The organism is Pseudomonas sp. EL_65y_Pfl2_R95, from assembly GCF_963971045.1.
GTDB lineage: Bacteria > Pseudomonadota > Gammaproteobacteria > Pseudomonadales > Pseudomonadaceae > Aquipseudomonas.
Genome location: NZ_CAXAOV010000008.1, coordinates 47,579 through 62,666, shown reverse-complemented (window position 1 = coordinate 62,666; position 15,088 = coordinate 47,579). Strand labels below are relative to the sequence as shown.

Genomic DNA, 15,088 nt, shown 5'->3' with positions numbered 1-15,088 from the left:
AGTTACTGACCAATTGTGCATAAGGATTTTGTTGTTCATAGCCAGACGAGCAAAAAACTCCACTAAAACCCCTTGTCAGGCACAAACTTATCTATATAATGCGCCCCACAAATGCCGGTATAGCTCAGTTGGTAGAGCAACTGACTTGTAATCAGTAGGTCCCGAGTTCGACTCTTGGTGCCGGCACCAAATACAGAAAGGCCCACAGAAATGTGGGCCTTTTTTGTGCCTGCGATTCGGTTTGGGCATGTTTGGGGCAAGGATCTGCTACCTGTTACCGACCACCTGCCCGGTTAGGAAAACCCCGCGCCAGTGCATCCTGGCAAATGAGTCGGCGAAGCAGTCGCCCCTCCTTGGTATACCTCTAAGCAATTCAGGCGAGCGCCTAGCCAAGCCCAGTCCGCACTTGTTCCAGCGCAACCTGTATTTCAGCTTCCTGCTGACCGGCAACGTCGAGTTCACGACACAGCCCAGGCCAACCCGCTAGCGCCTCCAATGTCTGCTCGATGTATTGATCCACTTTTAAAAAGCTGAAACTCTCACCGACCTTACGCAATACCTTGCGCGTCGGCAGCCCTACCCCAGCAAAGGCAGTCGTGTGCTCGTCAGCCATGCCATGTACCCGTGCAAAGGTGAGGTCATAAGCAGGAGATAACATCCAGCGTCCTTGATCAAACAGGTACGCAAAGTTCTTTGAATGGTCATCGTGATTGTGTGCGAGCGCGTTGAATATCATTAATCGCGCCATCTTCTCCACCTCGCCAGCATGCCCCGTGATGGCCCAGGTTGCGCGCAACAGGTCGCCATAATCCAGCGAAGGAGTTCGATAATCGGCGTAGAGGATGCCGCAAGCCGTCAGCATGTGGATCTTGCGTTCACCGTCACGATCAAACCGCTTCGCGGCAAAGAAGCGCTCTAAACCGTTCCCAGCCTGCACATTTATAAGGGCGGATTCTGCCGTTTCGACCCCAGCCTTCCGGGCCATTTGCGCATAGGCGTATTCAATAGCTCCCGTGTCACGGTGCTCTTCAGGCGAGCGAAACTTCACCAACCAATGCTCGTACCCTTCGACTAACGTTTTGAATGGCGACGCACAACGCTGCTTGTCACGCGACAAGGCCACTACCACCTTGGGGCGCGCTCCGGCAGGCGATCCGCCTGCTAGGCGCAAAGCATCCAATGTTGTTTCGGTATAGCCGTCGTAGATCTCAAGTGCAGCCTGGTACAAGCGCTCAAGATCAAGCGAGGAATCGACCTCGGTCTTATCGAGTACAGGTTGATATTCCAGCGCCCCCATGCCGCGGCTGCCCATATAAGCCAGCCGATCCAGTGAGGTGACAGCACGCCGATCAATGCCACGCTCACGCAGGAAAAAGCGGTCCATCAGCAGCATGCCCCAGCCATCCGGCAGAGAATCGGCAAACACGCCCATCAACCCGCCGAACAGATGAAGATCCGGCGCGGCTTGCGGAGCGGAGTTGAACGCCATGTTCAGCGGCGAGAGATTAAAGCCCGTCGCTAACCACCGCTCGTCGTAGGCAAAAAAAGTCCCGCGCCGAGGTACCGAGACCAGCTCACCCACGCGCACGCCGGACAGCAGCACCTCGACCGATGCTACGTTCTTCATTTGCGCCCCCGGGCTCGCCCGCTCTGCTTGAGTTCATTCAAAGAGAACGGCTGCGTCTGCGCAAACAACCCAGACAGCTGCTGCGCCACGCCCAGAGATGAGGCCAACAGCACCAGTGCATCCAGAGTGATTTGCCCAGTCGTTTCAAAGCGCTTGATGGTTGACTCTGAAACCCCGGCACGCTCCGCCAATGTTTTGCGCGAAAGGTTATGCGCCAAACGCAACGCGCGAGCGTTGTCACCGACCCGCTGGGCCAGTTCGCTTGGAGAGAAAAGCATATGAGTGAGTGCCATCACAGATACCCTGCCAACCATTCTTAAACATAATAATAGCTCATTTATAGACCATTATTTCAATTAACTGATAATAATAGGTCACTTATGAGCTTTTATTTATATTAACAAAACGGGGACAGATTTATTTTTGTCTAGTGTCCAGTCCTGAAATAGATTTACACCTATTTCAGGACTGGACACTGAAATTCGCCACAGCCAACAGGCTTGGCTTGCCTCAGTCAAAGCCGGGAGCACCCACCGTCAAAGCTCTTTTTTGACCGGCGTTGACGGGACGGGTTCGTCAGGCAACGGAGTGAATTCCTCATCGTCGGCATCGGGCAGTTTCATCTTGCCTGCTGCCCAATCCGACGCCGCCTGCGCGAGCCTGTCTTGCGAGGATGAGACGAAATTCCAGTAAATGAACCGCTCGCCAATGGGCTCACCGCCAAGGACCATAACCCGGGAATGCTCCAGGGCGAGCACGCGTGAAGCGGCCGGTCCCAGCACCAACATCCTGCCGCTTTCAAAACGCGTGCCCGCCAACTCCACCGCACCGGTCGCAATGTAGAGTGCACGTTCCTTGTGTCCACTCGGAATCTCAGCGGTCGCACCCGGCGACATGTCGAGATGTGCATAGAAAAGTGGCGAATGCGTTTCAGCACCGGCAGTCAGACCATAGGCGCTGCCAGCAATCAGCTGCCCAGCCACGCCTGCGTCGCTCCACTGCGGCAGATCACAGCCAGCATGGTGCGAAAAGGATGGCGCGATTTCCTCATACTCCGTCGGCAGCGCCACCCAAGCCTGGATGCCGTGCAGATGATCGCCATGCGCACGCGCATGCTCGAAGCGCTCACTATGAGTAATGCCACGCCCTGCGGTCATCCAGTTAACTTCCTGCGGCCTGATCATCTGTTCATAGCCAAGACTGTCGCGGTGCATCACCTGACCGGAGTAGAGATAGGTCACGGTTGACAGGCCAATGTGCGGATGCGGTCGAACGTCCATGCTGCGATCCACACCCGGTGCGATATCGAGCGGTCCCATATGATCGAAGAAGATAAAGGGGCCTACCATGCGTTGCTTTACGAACGGCAAGACACGGCCAACTTCCATGCCGCCGCCGAGGCTGCGACGTCGCTGCTCAATAACCATCTCAATCATTTCGGCTCTCCTGTTTCGGTGATTGCCATCTGCGATGTTGGAATATCTGCGGGTAGCTGGACGCGAATTGCCAATGTGCCTGTGTGCTATTTATGGAATTGGGGCTTTGGGCATTGATCACCGCACACATTTCACCGTGCCAGCTCAGGGACGGCGCTAGAGCTCGCCAGGGCCAAACATCGAAATGCCGCCAAGCTCGGCCATCAGGGGCACTTCATTCTGCAATACGTCCCAATGCTCAGCCAGCTTGCCCGCTTCAATGCGAAAGATATCGACGACCACCTGCGGCACCTCGGCCCAGCCGCGGATACGGCCGTGTATGGCGACGAAATCACCTTCAGCAACCATCAGGCCAGGTTCATAGTAGACGTCCTGCGACAGGTCAGCGACCAACGCCTTCAAGGCATCGCGACCTTGCGGAATCACGGGGTTGTGCTGGATGTAATTAACAGCATAGAGGCGTTCAACCGCCGATGTCTCATGACGCTGGAACAGTGCGGTCATCGCCTCAAGCACTAACGACTTGTTGTGCTGAGGACGATCATCAAAAACAACGTCGGCAGGATGAGTGATTACGACTGTCCCGCTCATTCGCAGAAACTGACCGTCAGGCAACGTTGCGTACGAGTGGACTAGACCGCGATCGTAATCTTGAACATTGGTGACTGTAGCACCGTCCTCTTCCTGCCAACTAACCGCGTAGATGCTATTGCCAAGTGGCACGACTTGGATATCGACAAACTTGGCCCGAGCGAACGGACCATCCTTGATCTCAAACCGCAATTGGTTATTTGAGATCAACCTCAGGCTGACTTGAAAGTTGGGATAGATAACATCCATTTCCAAGCCCACGGGAAAACCATGCATCACCATGTTCATAATCCTTTCTTTGAGGGCTTTGATTAGCCAATAGCACTAGCGGCCGTTGCCCAGCCCCCCCTCGCGGGAGAGGTAGCGAGACTCAAGTCTCGCCATCTCGTTCAAATCAGCCTGCGTTGCTTGGCACCGGCGTATTAAGCAACTGTTGCTCCCATAGGTATGCAATACCGCTACCGCCGGCGTGCTGTTGAATCACCTCAGTAAGCTTGACGGCGCTCTCAACCCGAGCCCAATCACGTTGCCATTCGGCTGCCAGCGCCAACCAAGTCATCATGTTTGCACCGGCCGCAATCATCCGCTGGATGGCGATGTTGTGAGCCTCAACCGAAACCGCCCCCGACGCATCGGTGATTACAGTGACATCCCAACCTTCGCCGAGCGCCTGGATCGCAGGCATCGCGACGCATACCTCAGTCCACAAGCCAGCAATGACCAATTGCTTGCGGCCTGTCGCCTTGACCGCGTCCACTACCTTTGGATCTTCCCACGTGTTGATAAATGTCCTGTCGATCACCTCTTGATCCGGAAACACTTCAGTAATCTGAGGAAAAAGAAGACCGCCCCGATCAGCGATCACAGTCGTCAGAATGGTAGGTACACCAAAGGCCTTAGCAGCCTTTGCCAGCCCGGCGGTATTGTTGATTACCATCTGCGGTTCGTGGCTGTTCACGTTCGCGAGTTGGTAAGGCTGATGGTCTATCAGAACGAGTACCGAGTCTTCTGGACGAAGAAGCGAAGCAAGGCCATTACGAAAAGTCATGAGTATCCTCTGCTGCTGTTTTGAGTAAGATTGATACGTCTAGGGGCCAGCGCAGACTACGCCGCCGCCTGAGAAACACTGCCACTTCCACTTATGCTGCGGTACCGTCCTCAACTGCTACGCTGTGTCGCAGAATCGGGAACGAGCAAGCACAGCAAGGAGCACTGCACTGGATATCGAAGATCTACAGACATTCGTTGAGGTTGCTGATGCAGGAGGCGTCTCACCCGCAGCGCGTCGACTGGGCCTTTCCAAGTCAATCGTTAGCCGGCGACTGTTGCGGCTTGAGGCGGAACTGGGTGTCCAATTGTTGACACGATCAACGCGAGGAGCCGCTCTCACAGAGGCCGGTGCTACGTTCCGGGACTATGCAGCACGAGCCTGCAGCGAGATCGACGTGGCGAGAGAAGCAATCCTGCCCGCCGGTGAACTTCGCGGTCGCTTACGCGTTTCTGCACCGCTTTCTTTCGGCCCAACTCACTTTGCCCCAGTGCTAGAGGAAATGGCGCGGCTCCATCCTCGGCTTCACATCCACACCTACTACAGTGACCGCTTCGTTGATCTCATCGCCGAGGGTTACGATTGCGCGATACGCGTTGGTTATCTTCAGGATTCTAATTTGATCGCCAGATGCGTCGGCCCCATGCGCGGAAAGCTTGTGGCAAGCCCGGCCTATATCGCAGCCCATGGTGCACCTGAAACACCGGATCAAATCGTCACCCATCAAGCGCTCATGCAAGGCACAGAAGCGTGGCAGTTTATGGATGGCGATAAAGTTATTGCGGTTCGTCCACAGGGGCGCTTCAAAGCAGACAACGGTACAGCTCTCACCGCCGCCGCAGCAGCAGGTCTCGGTATTGCTTATCTCCCGGATTGCCTCACCCATGCACATTTGGCAGCCGGTACGCTGGTTCCAATCATGTCAGCCTACCCACCGCCTCCGGCAGGTGCCTACCTCATCCGCCCGCCAGGTCAGCATCCCGCACGAAAAATTCGAGTCCTTACTGAACTGCTAATCGAATATCTGAAAGAGAGCCCATACCAAGCCGGTGCCCTGGCAGTTTGAGATGAATAATAGGAATTCACCGAGGTTCCTTTCCACACTTAGAGCCCATTAGTGCCGTTCATCAAGAACTGCTTCAGGTCCTTTGCTGTGACCTGCTCTAGATGTCTTGCTCAGCAGGAAAAGCGTTCAGCCAGATTCTGTGATTTAAAATGCTCGACCAAGCAGTCCACGAAGGCGCGAGTTTTCGCCGGCAGTAATTTATGCGCAGAGAAGTACACCGCTATATGCCCCGCATCCACATACCAATTGGGTAGAACCCGCACCAGGCTGCCTTGGTCGAGATAAGGAAGGGCGTGCGGCAGGCTGACTAGGGCGACCCCCAACCCCATTTGCGCTGTGCGGCAGGCGGCATCCGGGTCGGTCATGGTAATGCGTACCGGCAGTTCGATAGCTGCTTCTGCGTTGCTGTGATTGCGTAGCGTCCAAGGTCGGACTCGCCCCGTTTGCGGCGAGCGGAGCAGGATGCCGGCATGTTTCGCCAGATCGCTCGGTACCGACGCAGGCGGAGCAGCATCCAGATAACCGGCCGAGGCGACCAGGACCCGGCGGGCGGGCGCCAACTTGCGAGCCACCACTCCGGGCGAGAGCTCCATCGCACCACTGATGGCGGCATCGAAGCCTTGAGCGATCAGGTCGACCGGGCTGTTATCAAAATGCCAATCGGGCGTTATCGCCGGGTAGCGCTGCAGAAAGGTATCCAGCATCGGCACGACGTAATCACGACCAAAGGTAACGCCCATGCTGACCTTGAGCGTACCAGCTGGCTGGCCGGCGGCGCTCGCCAGGTTGGCAACCGCGTGCTGAATGGTGCTCAGGCCGCCGCGGACTTCGAGCAGAAAGCGCTCGCCAGCTTCAGTCAGGGTCAGGCTGCGGGTACTGCGCTGAAACAGGCGTACACCGACACTGGCCTCCAGCTTGGCCACGTTCTTACCCACAGCGGCGGGCGTTATCCCCAGGCGGCGTGCGGCCTCGGCAAAACTTCCTGCCTCAGCGCTGCGCACAAAACAGTCGAGCCCCACGAGCGTTTCCATGGCGTCACCATAAACCAAAAGGATCGAGTGAATAGAGTGATTGATGGCTTATCAATATGCAATCGGCGGCAGATACTCGTTTCATCCGGGCAAGTCGCCCGTTCAATCGGAGCCACGAGCATGTCGAATATTACCTCTCCCAGCAGTCACAACCTCACTGGCAAAGTCGCCCTAATCCAAGGCGGCTCGCGGGGCATCGGCGCCGCTATCGCCAAGCGTCTGGCCCACGAAGGTGCGGCTGTAGTTATCACCTATGTAAGCGCGGCGGACAAAGCTGCCGAATTGGTACGAACTATAGAAGCGGCCGGCGGCCGTGCCCTTGCCATCAAGGCCGACAGCGGTGACGCCGACGCAGTACGTGCTGCCGTCAGCCAGACGGTAAGCCACTTCAAACGGATCGATATCCTGGTGAACAATGCCGGTGTACTGGCGATGGCACCGCTTGAAGATTTCAGCCTGGAAGATTTCGACCGGACCGTGGCCGTCAACGTACGCAGCGTATTCATTGCCAGCCAGGAAGCCGCGCGACACATGACCGAAGGTGGCCGCATCATCACCATCGGCAGCACCAATGCTGACCGCATGCCCTTCGCGGGTGGGAGTGTTTACGCCATGAGTAAATCGGCCATTGTCGGGCTGACGCGTGGTATGGCACGCGACCTTGGCCCTCGCGGCATTACGGTGAACAATGTGCAGCCGGGGCCGGTGGACACCGATATGAATCCGGAGAACGGTGACTTCGCAGAAACCATGAAGGGCCTGATGGCGATTGAGCGCTACGGCCGTGCCGAAGAAATCGCCGCATTCGTCGCCTATCTCGCGGGGCCTGAGGCCGGTTATGTCACCGGGGCCAGTCTATCGATCGACGGTGGTTTCGCCGCATAAGACATCACTCGCTATCTTGCACCACACACATGACAGCCTTGCCGTCATGTGTGCTAGGCGGCAGCCCACGACTTAATCAAAATCGAAAGCCCGCTTCGTCCTCACAGCTTTACCTAGAGCAAATCGTAAACCAAGAGCCACACCTGTTTGCGCATCGACCAGGAATCCGTGGTCGATGTCCGCATGCCCCGCCAGGGTAGAAATCAAAAACCCGCCGAAGCGGGGTTTGGGCAGTCAGACTCGACTTTTAACTATGTCATAAACCTCGTCATCTCGACGGGGACCCACACACAACAATAGGACGAGCTCAGTCCCTTTGATCCGGTAAACAATACGGAGGTCGCCTGTCCGTATCCGGCGGCAGCCAGCAAGAAGGCCACGCAACGCTTTACCGGATTTGTCAGGCTCCCCGTTGATAATCCTCTCCTCGACTACCCTCAGAACTCTTCTGGCTTCTGCTCGGCCGAGTCGATCAAAGTCCTGCGTTACTGCTTCGTGGTAAGTGACTTTCCAGATCATTGCTGGGTTCGCTATTTATAGCGAGCCACCATGTCTTCATGGCTCAGCGTATTATTCTCATCGAGGCTGTTCAAGCGCTCGGCAGCCAGCATGTCAGCGCGAAGGTCTTCGAGCTCGTCCCGCATGGCTTGAAAGGCGTCAATTCCCATCAGCACTGCGGCTGGTTCGTTATCCTTGAAGACGACCAAATGGGATTGCTCCCCACTGGTGACACTCTTCAGATTTGCGCCAAAACTTCTGGCCATCGCCGTGGCAGACACTGCTTGATCAGCTCGTGCAAGGAGTGCGGTCATTGATATCCCTTGCCCCTGATTACAGGGTGCGATGATTACGGGCGGGTAACTAAAATGCCCGGGACGGCTCTGTTTGACGGGCCGTCCAGTCTAATGTTGGCGCCATGCGGGTTACCACGCGCCTACTGAAGAATTCCCAAGCCTACTCTGAAGCAAGTTAGGAGAGTCCCGCACTTTACGGCGGAGCCCATTGATTTAAAGTACTTCGAACAACGTCCTGCTGGGGCTACCGGCTCTGCACGAATAATTATACACAAAACTATACACAGTTCAATGCGGGTAATTATCCATATAATAATACGCACCACTAAACAATGACCATTAGACGACAGACCACGACGTAACAAAATCTTGAGCCCGCCTCAGCCTCCCAGCTTTCCCCAAGGCACATCGTAGACCAAGGCCCAGACCTGTTTGCGCATCGACTAGTAAACCGAGGCCGGCGTCCTATTGCCTCCGGCGTATCAACGGCTGGCAATCGTCTTCTCTGGTATTCACCACTCGCCTACCGGACACCGCCTGCCAATCGCGACTGCAAAGCGTGCGGGTTTATTCCGATGCAATCGATGGCCATAATGAAAGCAAGCGGGTGCTCAAGTGGAAGGCAATTTCACAAACTGAACTACCCCAGTACACAATCCAGCGGGCTTGCTGAAAGTTCATATCTAACGCTGTATTAACTGCATCCTATCCAATGCCGCCAAGTGGTGAGTACGCCCCGACCTGCCTGACCTTGCAACCAATGCACCATCACGTGCTTTCACTCAGGCTCCAGCATCGCCTCTGCCCGTTCTGTTCCCCCTCAAGACTGCACTCAGCTGACTTCACCGACCTCGTTCCTGAACAAGCCCATTAGATTTTCGAGCCAGGCTTCCAAGGTCAATGTGTTCTCGTTGTAGGGAGTTCATCTTGAAGGTCATTCAAGGCAGATACCTTCCCTCTCCCTCAGGCAGGGCAACCACATAAATAAAAAAGATACCTGGTTAAGTACTTCCTGCACGCCAATCCAGTGTTTCTGACTTAGAGTCGAGCTGCTCAACGCGGTATGGTGGCTCACCATCTGATGGCTTAGTTTCAAAGTCAGACGGAACGACCACTCCAACAAAAATAATAGGTGGAATGGGTATGCTTAATCAGACTGTCGAGGTTAAAGCCTGGATCGACAATCAACCGATCACGCGTTATCAGTGGCTGATTCTGGCCTTGTGTTTCCTCATCGTATTTTTCGATGGATTAGATGTCGCAGTCATGGGCTTCATTGCGCCATCTTTAATGCAGGATTGGGGCCTTTCACGCGCAGCATTTGGTCCAGTAATGAGTGCAGGCATGGTCGGCCTGGCAATCGGTGCACTCGCCGCCGGCCCCTATGCTGATCGTTTAGGACGCAAGAAAGTCCTCTTGGGTGCAGTTTCTATCTTCAGCGTTTTGAGTTTGGTTTGCGCATTTGCACGCAACCCTTACGAACTGGCCATTTTACGATTACTGATCGGAATTGCTCTGGGGGCGGCACTGCCCAACACCACCACATTGCTTTCCGAATACCTACCGGAGCGTAATCGCTCATTGCTTATCACCATCATGTTCACCGGTTTCAATCTGGGTTCAGGTTCTGGTGGATTTCTTGCCGCCTGGTTGATCCCACAATTTGGCTGGCACTCTGTGCTTCTGGTCAGCGGAGTACTGCCAATACTATTGCTACCTTTCCTTTGGTGGCTACTTCCTGAGTCAGCACGCTTCTTGGCAGCTCGTCAGGCACCCGCAAGCCAAATTGCAAAAGCACTGAACAAGATGGGTGGCCGGTTCACTGCGGCCACAAGGTTCATTGTTTCCGAGCCTCAAATCCAACATAAGGCATCCGTAGGCAAGCTGTTCGCTGCTAACTATCGCCTAGGAACTTTAACGCTTTGGCTAACTTACTTTATGGGCCTGCTGGTGATCTATCTGACGATGGGTTGGCTACCTACCTTGTTGCGTGATGGCGGTCTCAGTATTGAGCGAGCAGCATCCGTCACAGGGCTCTTCCAAATCGGCGGAACCGTTGGCGCGATCATTGTCGGCTGGATTATGGACCGGCGTAATCCAAACGGGGTTATTGCCAGCGCATATGCACTGGGTGGCGCCTGCATTCTTCTGCTTGGGGCCTTCAGCCTGGACTCAAGCCTGCTGGCAGTTGGCGTGCTTGCTGCTGGTTTTTGCATGAGCGGTGCACAGACGGGTCTGAATGCGTTTGCACCGGGTTATTACCCCACAGATTTTCGTGCCACTGGTGTCAGCTGGATGCTGGGCATCGGCCGCTTCGGGGCTATATTCGGATCACTGATTGGCGGGATAGTGTTGGGGTTTGGCCTAAGCCTGCCAGTGCTTTTCTTGCTACTGGGTATACCCGCATTTATTGCCGCATTGGCAATATTGGCCAACAGTTACAGCTCCCGCAAACAAACTCACCCAGCTTCCAGCGCTTTGATCGTTTCTGCTAAATAGGATTTTCTCATGGCACGTATTATTGGCGGCCTAGCCGTTTCCCACACACCCACTATCGGCTTCGCGGTGGATCACGACAAACAGCAGGATGCCGCCTGGGCGCCAATCTTCGAGAGTTTCGAGCCGATAAAAGCCTGGCTGGCTGAGAAACAACCGGATGTCCTGTTCTACATCTTCAACGATCACGTCACTTCGTTCTTCTTCGATCATTACGGTGCATTTTCGCTCGGTGTTGATGACCGCTATGAGGTTGCCGACGAAGGCGGAAACCCCCGCCAATTACCCGCTATCGGGGGGCATGCCGCGCTGGCCAGACACATCGGTGAGAGCCTGATGGCTGACGAGTTTGATATGAGCTTCTTTCGTGAAAAGCCGCTTGATCACGGCTTTTTCTCTCCTATGTCTGCCTTGCTGCCCTGCGAAGAAAGCTGGCCGTTACAAATTGTTCCATTGCAGGTTGGCGTGTTGCAATTCCCGATTCCTAGCGCAGCACGTTGCTACAAGTTAGGCCACGCGCTGCGCAGAGCGATTGAAAGTTACCCTGAAGATTTGAAGGTTGCGCTGGTAGCGACTGGCGGTCAATCGCATCAGGTGCATGGCGAACGCTGTGGTTTTAACAACCCCGACTGGGACGCACAGTTCATAGATCTATTGGTCAATGACCCTGAGCGCCTAACCGAAATCACCTTGGCTGAGTACGCAACTCTCGGCGGACTAGAAGGCGCAGAGGTTATTACCTGGCTCATTATGCGGGGTGCCCTGTCGGCATCAGTGCACAATGTCCATCAGTCCTATTACTTGCCATCAATGACTGGCATCGCCACTTTGGTACTTGAGAACCAGGACCGTCCGATACCTGTCGAGATGCACGCGCGTCACCGTCAACACATCAAGCATCAGTTGGATGGCATCGAAAAGCTTGAGGGCACCTACCCTTTCACGCTTGAGCGAAGTGCAAAAAGCTATCGTCTTAACAAGTTCTTGCGCAATATGATCCAGCCCGAGTGGCGCCAGCGTTTTCTCGAAGCGCCAGACAACTTATTTGAAGAAGCGACTCTTAGTGAGGAAGAGCGGGATCTACTGCGCCGTCGAGATTGGCGAGGGCTGATTCAATACGGAGCCATTTTCTTTGGCATGGAAAAACTCGGTGCCGTGCTAGGTATATCCAATCTAGATATCTACGCGGCCATGCGGGGCCAGACCACCGAAGAATTCATGAAAACCCGTAACCAGCAAGTGCGCTACTCTGTGGCGGCCAAATCCGACTCAGACAAAGCCTGACCCGTCAGTAAGCAATACTGGGCGGCTCTCTGAGCGCCCTACTCTGTCCGTTCGCTGATAACTTGACGAATTGCGTCCATCAGGGCGCGAGCGGCAGGCGTATGCAAACTTGCGCTACGGTAGGTCAAACCCAGTGCGCGCTTGGTTTGCTCCAATTTGAATGGCAACAAGCACAGATCGCCGGAGCGGATTTCCCATTCCAACTGATGCGCTGAAACGACTGCAAGCATGTCTGAGCGCAGTAACAAACCACGAATAATTGCCAGATCACCGCTTTCAACCATCGGTAAAGGCGCGGTCAGCCCATGCGCTTCGAAACAGTTGTCGAGCATCATTCTTGCGGGCGATCCAGCTCTTGGCAGAACCCAGCGGGCTTGCTGCAAATCGCTAAGATCAATAGACCGCTCCAGCAATGGATGGCCACGGCGCGCCAAGATGGTCATATCTTCAGTCAACAAGGCCTCGCCGCTTAGGTCGCTTGCATAGTCGGCTGAGCGCAAGGCTCCGAATATGAAGTCAACGTCACCAGCACGCAGCTCGGTTGCAAGCAAATCGAACGGGCTTTCGTTGGTGACCACCTGCACCTTGGGGTGTGCGGCCATTACTCGTACAATGGCCTCCGGTAATACTCGGGTGCGTCCCAATGGCAATGCACCGACTTGAACCACACCTGTCAGTGCGCCGTTCATAGCCGCAAGATCGGCCGCAATATGGCGCAATTCATTCAGAGCGCGGCGAATCGGAATAAGGATATCCAAACCGGATCGAGTGGGCAGCAACCCCCGCGGTGTTCGCTCGAAAAGCCCATGACCACTGCCATTTTCAAGCACCTTCAAAGCGGCGCTCACCGCAGGTTGGCTGAGACCAAACAGGCTGGCTACCGTCTGCATGTGATGTGTTTCGCAGAGTTTGACGAACAGTTGCAGCCGTCGCGTTTGATACAGATATAACGGCTCGACCCTTTGCCCAGACAGGCTACCCAGAATTTCTGGGATGCTTTCAAGTTCTGCCAACACACGTCTGGCACGTAATAACACTCGTTCTCCCGACGCGGTCAGCCGCATACCATTGGTATGGCGCTCGAAGAGAACCACTCCCAGTCGCGCTTCAAGGTCAGAAATAGCCCGTGTGACGACCGATTGCGCTCGGAACAGAGCGACTGAAGCCTTGGATACGCTGCCCAGCTCTGCAACGCGCACGAAGGCGCGTACCTGCATGAGATTAGGAAGTTCACTGCTCACCATGGTCTTGCCTCTGAGCGCTACGGGGTACCCGTTCAAGGCTAACAATAAACAGAACGCATACCCAGAGCAATTTTAGGCATTACCGGTTACGGCCATCAGAGTGACATTCTTCTGAGATCGAAGCAGGAGACCTCGACATGAATAAACAACAAAAAACCGCTCTGGTCGTCAGTGCTCATTCCGCCGATTTTGTCTGGCGTGCCGGTGGAGCAATTGCCCAACACGTTCAACAAGGATATGCAGTTCATATTGTTTGCCTGTCCTTTGGCGAGCGTGGGGAGTCGGCAAAACTCTGGCGAAAAGGCGATATGAATGAAAGCAAGGTCAAAAACGCACGCCGCGAAGAAGCCCAAGCCGCAGCAGATATCCTTGGCGCCAGTGTCGAGTTTTTTGATATCGGCGACTATCCAATGCGCGCTGATAAAGACACGCTATTTCGTTTGGCCGATGTCTTTCGCCGCGTTCAACCAGAGTTTGTGCTCAGCCATTCCCTGAAAGACCCATACAATTACGACCATCCGCTGGCGATGAATCTGACTCAAGAGGCGCGCATCATCGCTCAAGCTGAAGGATATAACCCGGGCGAAAAAATCGTTGGCGCCCCTCCGGTATATGCCTTCGAGCCGCACCAGCCAGAACAGTGCGAATGGCGTCCGGACGTATTCCTTGATATCACCGATGTGTGGGAAAAAAAGTACGCAGCCATCCAATGCATGGCAGGTCAGGAACATCTCTGGGAGTACTACACACGCGTAGCCCTTCAGCGGGGCGTACAAGCCAAGCGCAACGTAGGTATCACCAGTACGCGCAACATCATTTACGCTGAAGGTTTCCAGAGCGTATTCCCACGGGTCACGGAGAATCTGGCATGAGTGCTCTGGTCGGTAAACAGGGCGTAGTGGTGCGCAATATTCCTCGCGCCGATGAGGCGCTGATCAAACAGCTTGGAAAACTCGGCGTTGCAACGGTGCATGAGGCTCAGGGCCGTAAGGGTTTGTTCAGCTCGGCAATCCGTCCGATTCAACAAGGCGCATCCATTAGTGGCACAGCAGTAACCGTCATGGTCCCGCCAGGCGACAACTGGATGTTTCACGTCGCCGTCGAGCAGTGCCGTCCCGGCGATATTCTGGTGGTCGCACCCAGTTCTCCCTGCACCGACGGTTATTTCGGCGACCTGCTCGCGACATCATTACAGGCTCGTGGTGTTGCTGGCCTGATAATCGATGCCGGCGTGCGCGATTCCCATACCCTGCGCCAAATGGGCTTCCATGTCTGGTCGCGAGCAATCAGCGCCCAAGGAACAGTTAAGGAAGTGCTCGGCTCAGTAAACCTGCCGTTACTCTGCGCCAGTCAACTGATCAATCCAGGCGACGTGGTTATAGCCGACGACGACGGCGTGGTTGTTGTGCGTCATGATGAAGTTGAGCCCGTAGCTGCGACTGCACAAAAACGCGCAGATCTCGAAGAGCAAAAACGCCTGCGCCTTGCCAGTGGCGAGTTGGGTCTGGATATCTACAATATGCGCCAGCGTCTCGCTGACAAAGGCCTGCACTATGTGGACAGTCTGGCCGAGCTGGAAGCCTGAG

Annotated in this window: 15 protein-coding genes and 1 tRNA gene; 7 read left to right on the top strand and 9 right to left on the bottom strand. The window is 55.0% G+C overall.

The features are described 5' to 3' along the window. The first annotated feature begins 113 nt into the window (after positions 1-113). Positions 114-189: transfer RNA gene (locus AACY09_RS21260), tRNA-Thr, on the top strand. 196 nt (positions 190-385) lie between these two features. Here AACY09_RS21260 and AACY09_RS21255 read toward each other — a convergent pair. From AACY09_RS21255 to AACY09_RS21235, 5 genes are all read right to left on the bottom strand, one after another. Beyond that, on the bottom strand, positions 386-1,627 hold the full coding sequence (locus tag AACY09_RS21255; RefSeq protein WP_339490883.1) for a type II toxin-antitoxin system HipA family toxin: 1,242 nt from the start codon (positions 1,625-1,627) through the stop codon (positions 386-388). Further along, positions 1,624-1,920, bottom strand: coding sequence for a helix-turn-helix domain-containing protein (locus AACY09_RS21250; protein WP_339490882.1), 297 nt, complete (start codon positions 1,918-1,920; stop codon positions 1,624-1,626). The genes AACY09_RS21255 and AACY09_RS21250 overlap by 4 nt, the downstream gene beginning before the upstream one ends. 243 nt (positions 1,921-2,163) lie before the next feature. Further along, on the bottom strand, positions 2,164-3,063 hold the full coding sequence (locus AACY09_RS21245) for a pirin family protein (RefSeq protein ID WP_339490881.1): 900 nt from the start codon (positions 3,061-3,063) through the stop codon (positions 2,164-2,166). Between the two features lie 156 nt (positions 3,064-3,219). Next, on the bottom strand, positions 3,220-3,942 hold the full coding sequence (locus AACY09_RS21240; RefSeq protein ID WP_339490880.1) for a nuclear transport factor 2 family protein: 723 nt from the start codon (positions 3,940-3,942) through the stop codon (positions 3,220-3,222). 106 nt (positions 3,943-4,048) lie between these two features. Next, a complete protein-coding gene (locus AACY09_RS21235; RefSeq protein WP_339490878.1) occupies positions 4,049-4,702 on the bottom strand; it encodes a hydrolase in 654 nt (217 codons plus the stop codon). A 169-nt stretch (positions 4,703-4,871) separates the two neighbouring features. On the opposite strand from AACY09_RS21235, the gene AACY09_RS21230 reads away from it, so the two are divergent. Then, positions 4,872-5,768 (top strand): LysR family transcriptional regulator, encoded by an 897-nt coding sequence (locus AACY09_RS21230; RefSeq protein WP_339490937.1) that lies wholly within the window; start codon positions 4,872-4,874, stop codon positions 5,766-5,768. Between the two features lie 110 nt (positions 5,769-5,878). On the opposite strand, the gene AACY09_RS21225 is transcribed toward AACY09_RS21230, so the two are convergent. After that, a complete protein-coding gene (locus AACY09_RS21225; protein WP_339490877.1) occupies positions 5,879-6,799 on the bottom strand; it encodes a LysR family transcriptional regulator in 921 nt (306 codons plus the stop codon). A 120-nt stretch (positions 6,800-6,919) separates the two neighbouring features. Between AACY09_RS21225 and AACY09_RS21220 the strand changes: the two genes are divergently transcribed. Then, positions 6,920-7,684, top strand: coding sequence for a 3-oxoacyl-ACP reductase family protein (locus tag AACY09_RS21220; RefSeq protein WP_339490876.1), 765 nt, complete (start codon positions 6,920-6,922; stop codon positions 7,682-7,684). Between the two features lie 234 nt (positions 7,685-7,918). On the opposite strand, the gene AACY09_RS21215 is transcribed toward AACY09_RS21220, so the two are convergent. Beyond that, the gene (locus tag AACY09_RS21215; RefSeq protein WP_339490875.1) at positions 7,919-8,203 is read right to left on the bottom strand and encodes a type II toxin-antitoxin system RelE family toxin; all 285 of its coding nucleotides are present in this window, start codon (positions 8,201-8,203) and stop codon (positions 7,919-7,921) included. 11 nt (positions 8,204-8,214) lie between these two features. Beyond that, complete coding sequence (locus tag AACY09_RS21210) at positions 8,215-8,496, bottom strand: type II toxin-antitoxin system Phd/YefM family antitoxin (protein WP_339490874.1); 282 nt, start codon at positions 8,494-8,496, stop codon at positions 8,215-8,217. Between the two features lie 1,125 nt (positions 8,497-9,621). Here AACY09_RS21210 and AACY09_RS21205 point away from each other — a divergent pair. Both AACY09_RS21205 and AACY09_RS21200 read left to right on the top strand, forming a co-directional pair. Further along, positions 9,622-10,977, top strand: a complete 1,356-nt coding sequence (locus AACY09_RS21205; protein ID WP_339490872.1) for an MFS transporter — start codon at positions 9,622-9,624, stop codon at positions 10,975-10,977. 9 nt (positions 10,978-10,986) lie between these two features. Further along, positions 10,987-12,258 carry a gallate dioxygenase gene (locus tag AACY09_RS21200; RefSeq protein WP_339490871.1) on the top strand — a complete coding sequence of 424 codons (1,272 nt, stop codon included), beginning with the start codon at positions 10,987-10,989 and terminating at the stop codon, positions 12,256-12,258. Positions 12,259-12,296: 38 nt separating this feature from the next. Here the strand turns inward: AACY09_RS21200 and AACY09_RS21195 are convergent, their stop codons facing one another. After that, positions 12,297-13,502 (bottom strand): LysR family transcriptional regulator, encoded by a 1,206-nt coding sequence (locus AACY09_RS21195; RefSeq protein WP_339490870.1) that lies wholly within the window; start codon positions 13,500-13,502, stop codon positions 12,297-12,299. Positions 13,503-13,639: 137 nt separating this feature from the next. On the opposite strand from AACY09_RS21195, the gene galB reads away from it, so the two are divergent. Both galB and AACY09_RS21185 read left to right on the top strand, forming a co-directional pair. Then, entirely contained in the window at positions 13,640-14,374 is a 735-nt protein-coding gene (galB, locus tag AACY09_RS21190; protein WP_339490869.1) for a 4-oxalmesaconate hydratase, read from the top strand. Then, positions 14,371-15,087, top strand: coding sequence for a 4-carboxy-4-hydroxy-2-oxoadipate aldolase/oxaloacetate decarboxylase (locus tag AACY09_RS21185; RefSeq protein WP_339490867.1), 717 nt, complete (start codon positions 14,371-14,373; stop codon positions 15,085-15,087). Before galB ends, AACY09_RS21185 begins: the two co-directional genes overlap by 4 nt. The last annotated feature ends 1 nt before the right edge of the window (position 15,088 follow it).

Coding starts and splice junctions, on each gene's coding strand:
- AACY09_RS21205 (WP_339490872.1), top strand. CDS start 9,622: ATGCTTAATCAGACTGTCGAGGTTAAAGCCTGGATCGACAATCAACCG.
- AACY09_RS21250 (WP_339490882.1), bottom strand. CDS start 1,920: ATGGCACTCACTCATATGCTTTTCTCTCCAAGCGAACTGGCCCAGCGG.
- AACY09_RS21195 (WP_339490870.1), bottom strand. CDS start 13,502: ATGGTGAGCAGTGAACTTCCTAATCTCATGCAGGTACGCGCCTTCGTG.
- AACY09_RS21220 (WP_339490876.1), top strand. CDS start 6,920: ATGTCGAATATTACCTCTCCCAGCAGTCACAACCTCACTGGCAAAGTC.
- AACY09_RS21225 (WP_339490877.1), bottom strand. CDS start 6,799: ATGGAAACGCTCGTGGGGCTCGACTGTTTTGTGCGCAGCGCTGAGGCA.
- AACY09_RS21255 (WP_339490883.1), bottom strand. CDS start 1,627: ATGAAGAACGTAGCATCGGTCGAGGTGCTGCTGTCCGGCGTGCGCGTG.
- AACY09_RS21215 (WP_339490875.1), bottom strand. CDS start 8,203: ATGATCTGGAAAGTCACTTACCACGAAGCAGTAACGCAGGACTTTGAT.
- galB (WP_339490869.1), top strand. CDS start 13,640: ATGAATAAACAACAAAAAACCGCTCTGGTCGTCAGTGCTCATTCCGCC.
- AACY09_RS21245 (WP_339490881.1), bottom strand. CDS start 3,063: ATGATTGAGATGGTTATTGAGCAGCGACGTCGCAGCCTCGGCGGCGGC.
- AACY09_RS21240 (WP_339490880.1), bottom strand. CDS start 3,942: ATGAACATGGTGATGCATGGTTTTCCCGTGGGCTTGGAAATGGATGTT.
- AACY09_RS21185 (WP_339490867.1), top strand. CDS start 14,371: ATGAGTGCTCTGGTCGGTAAACAGGGCGTAGTGGTGCGCAATATTCCT.
- AACY09_RS21235 (WP_339490878.1), bottom strand. CDS start 4,702: ATGACTTTTCGTAATGGCCTTGCTTCGCTTCTTCGTCCAGAAGACTCG.
- AACY09_RS21200 (WP_339490871.1), top strand. CDS start 10,987: ATGGCACGTATTATTGGCGGCCTAGCCGTTTCCCACACACCCACTATC.
- AACY09_RS21210 (WP_339490874.1), bottom strand. CDS start 8,496: ATGACCGCACTCCTTGCACGAGCTGATCAAGCAGTGTCTGCCACGGCG.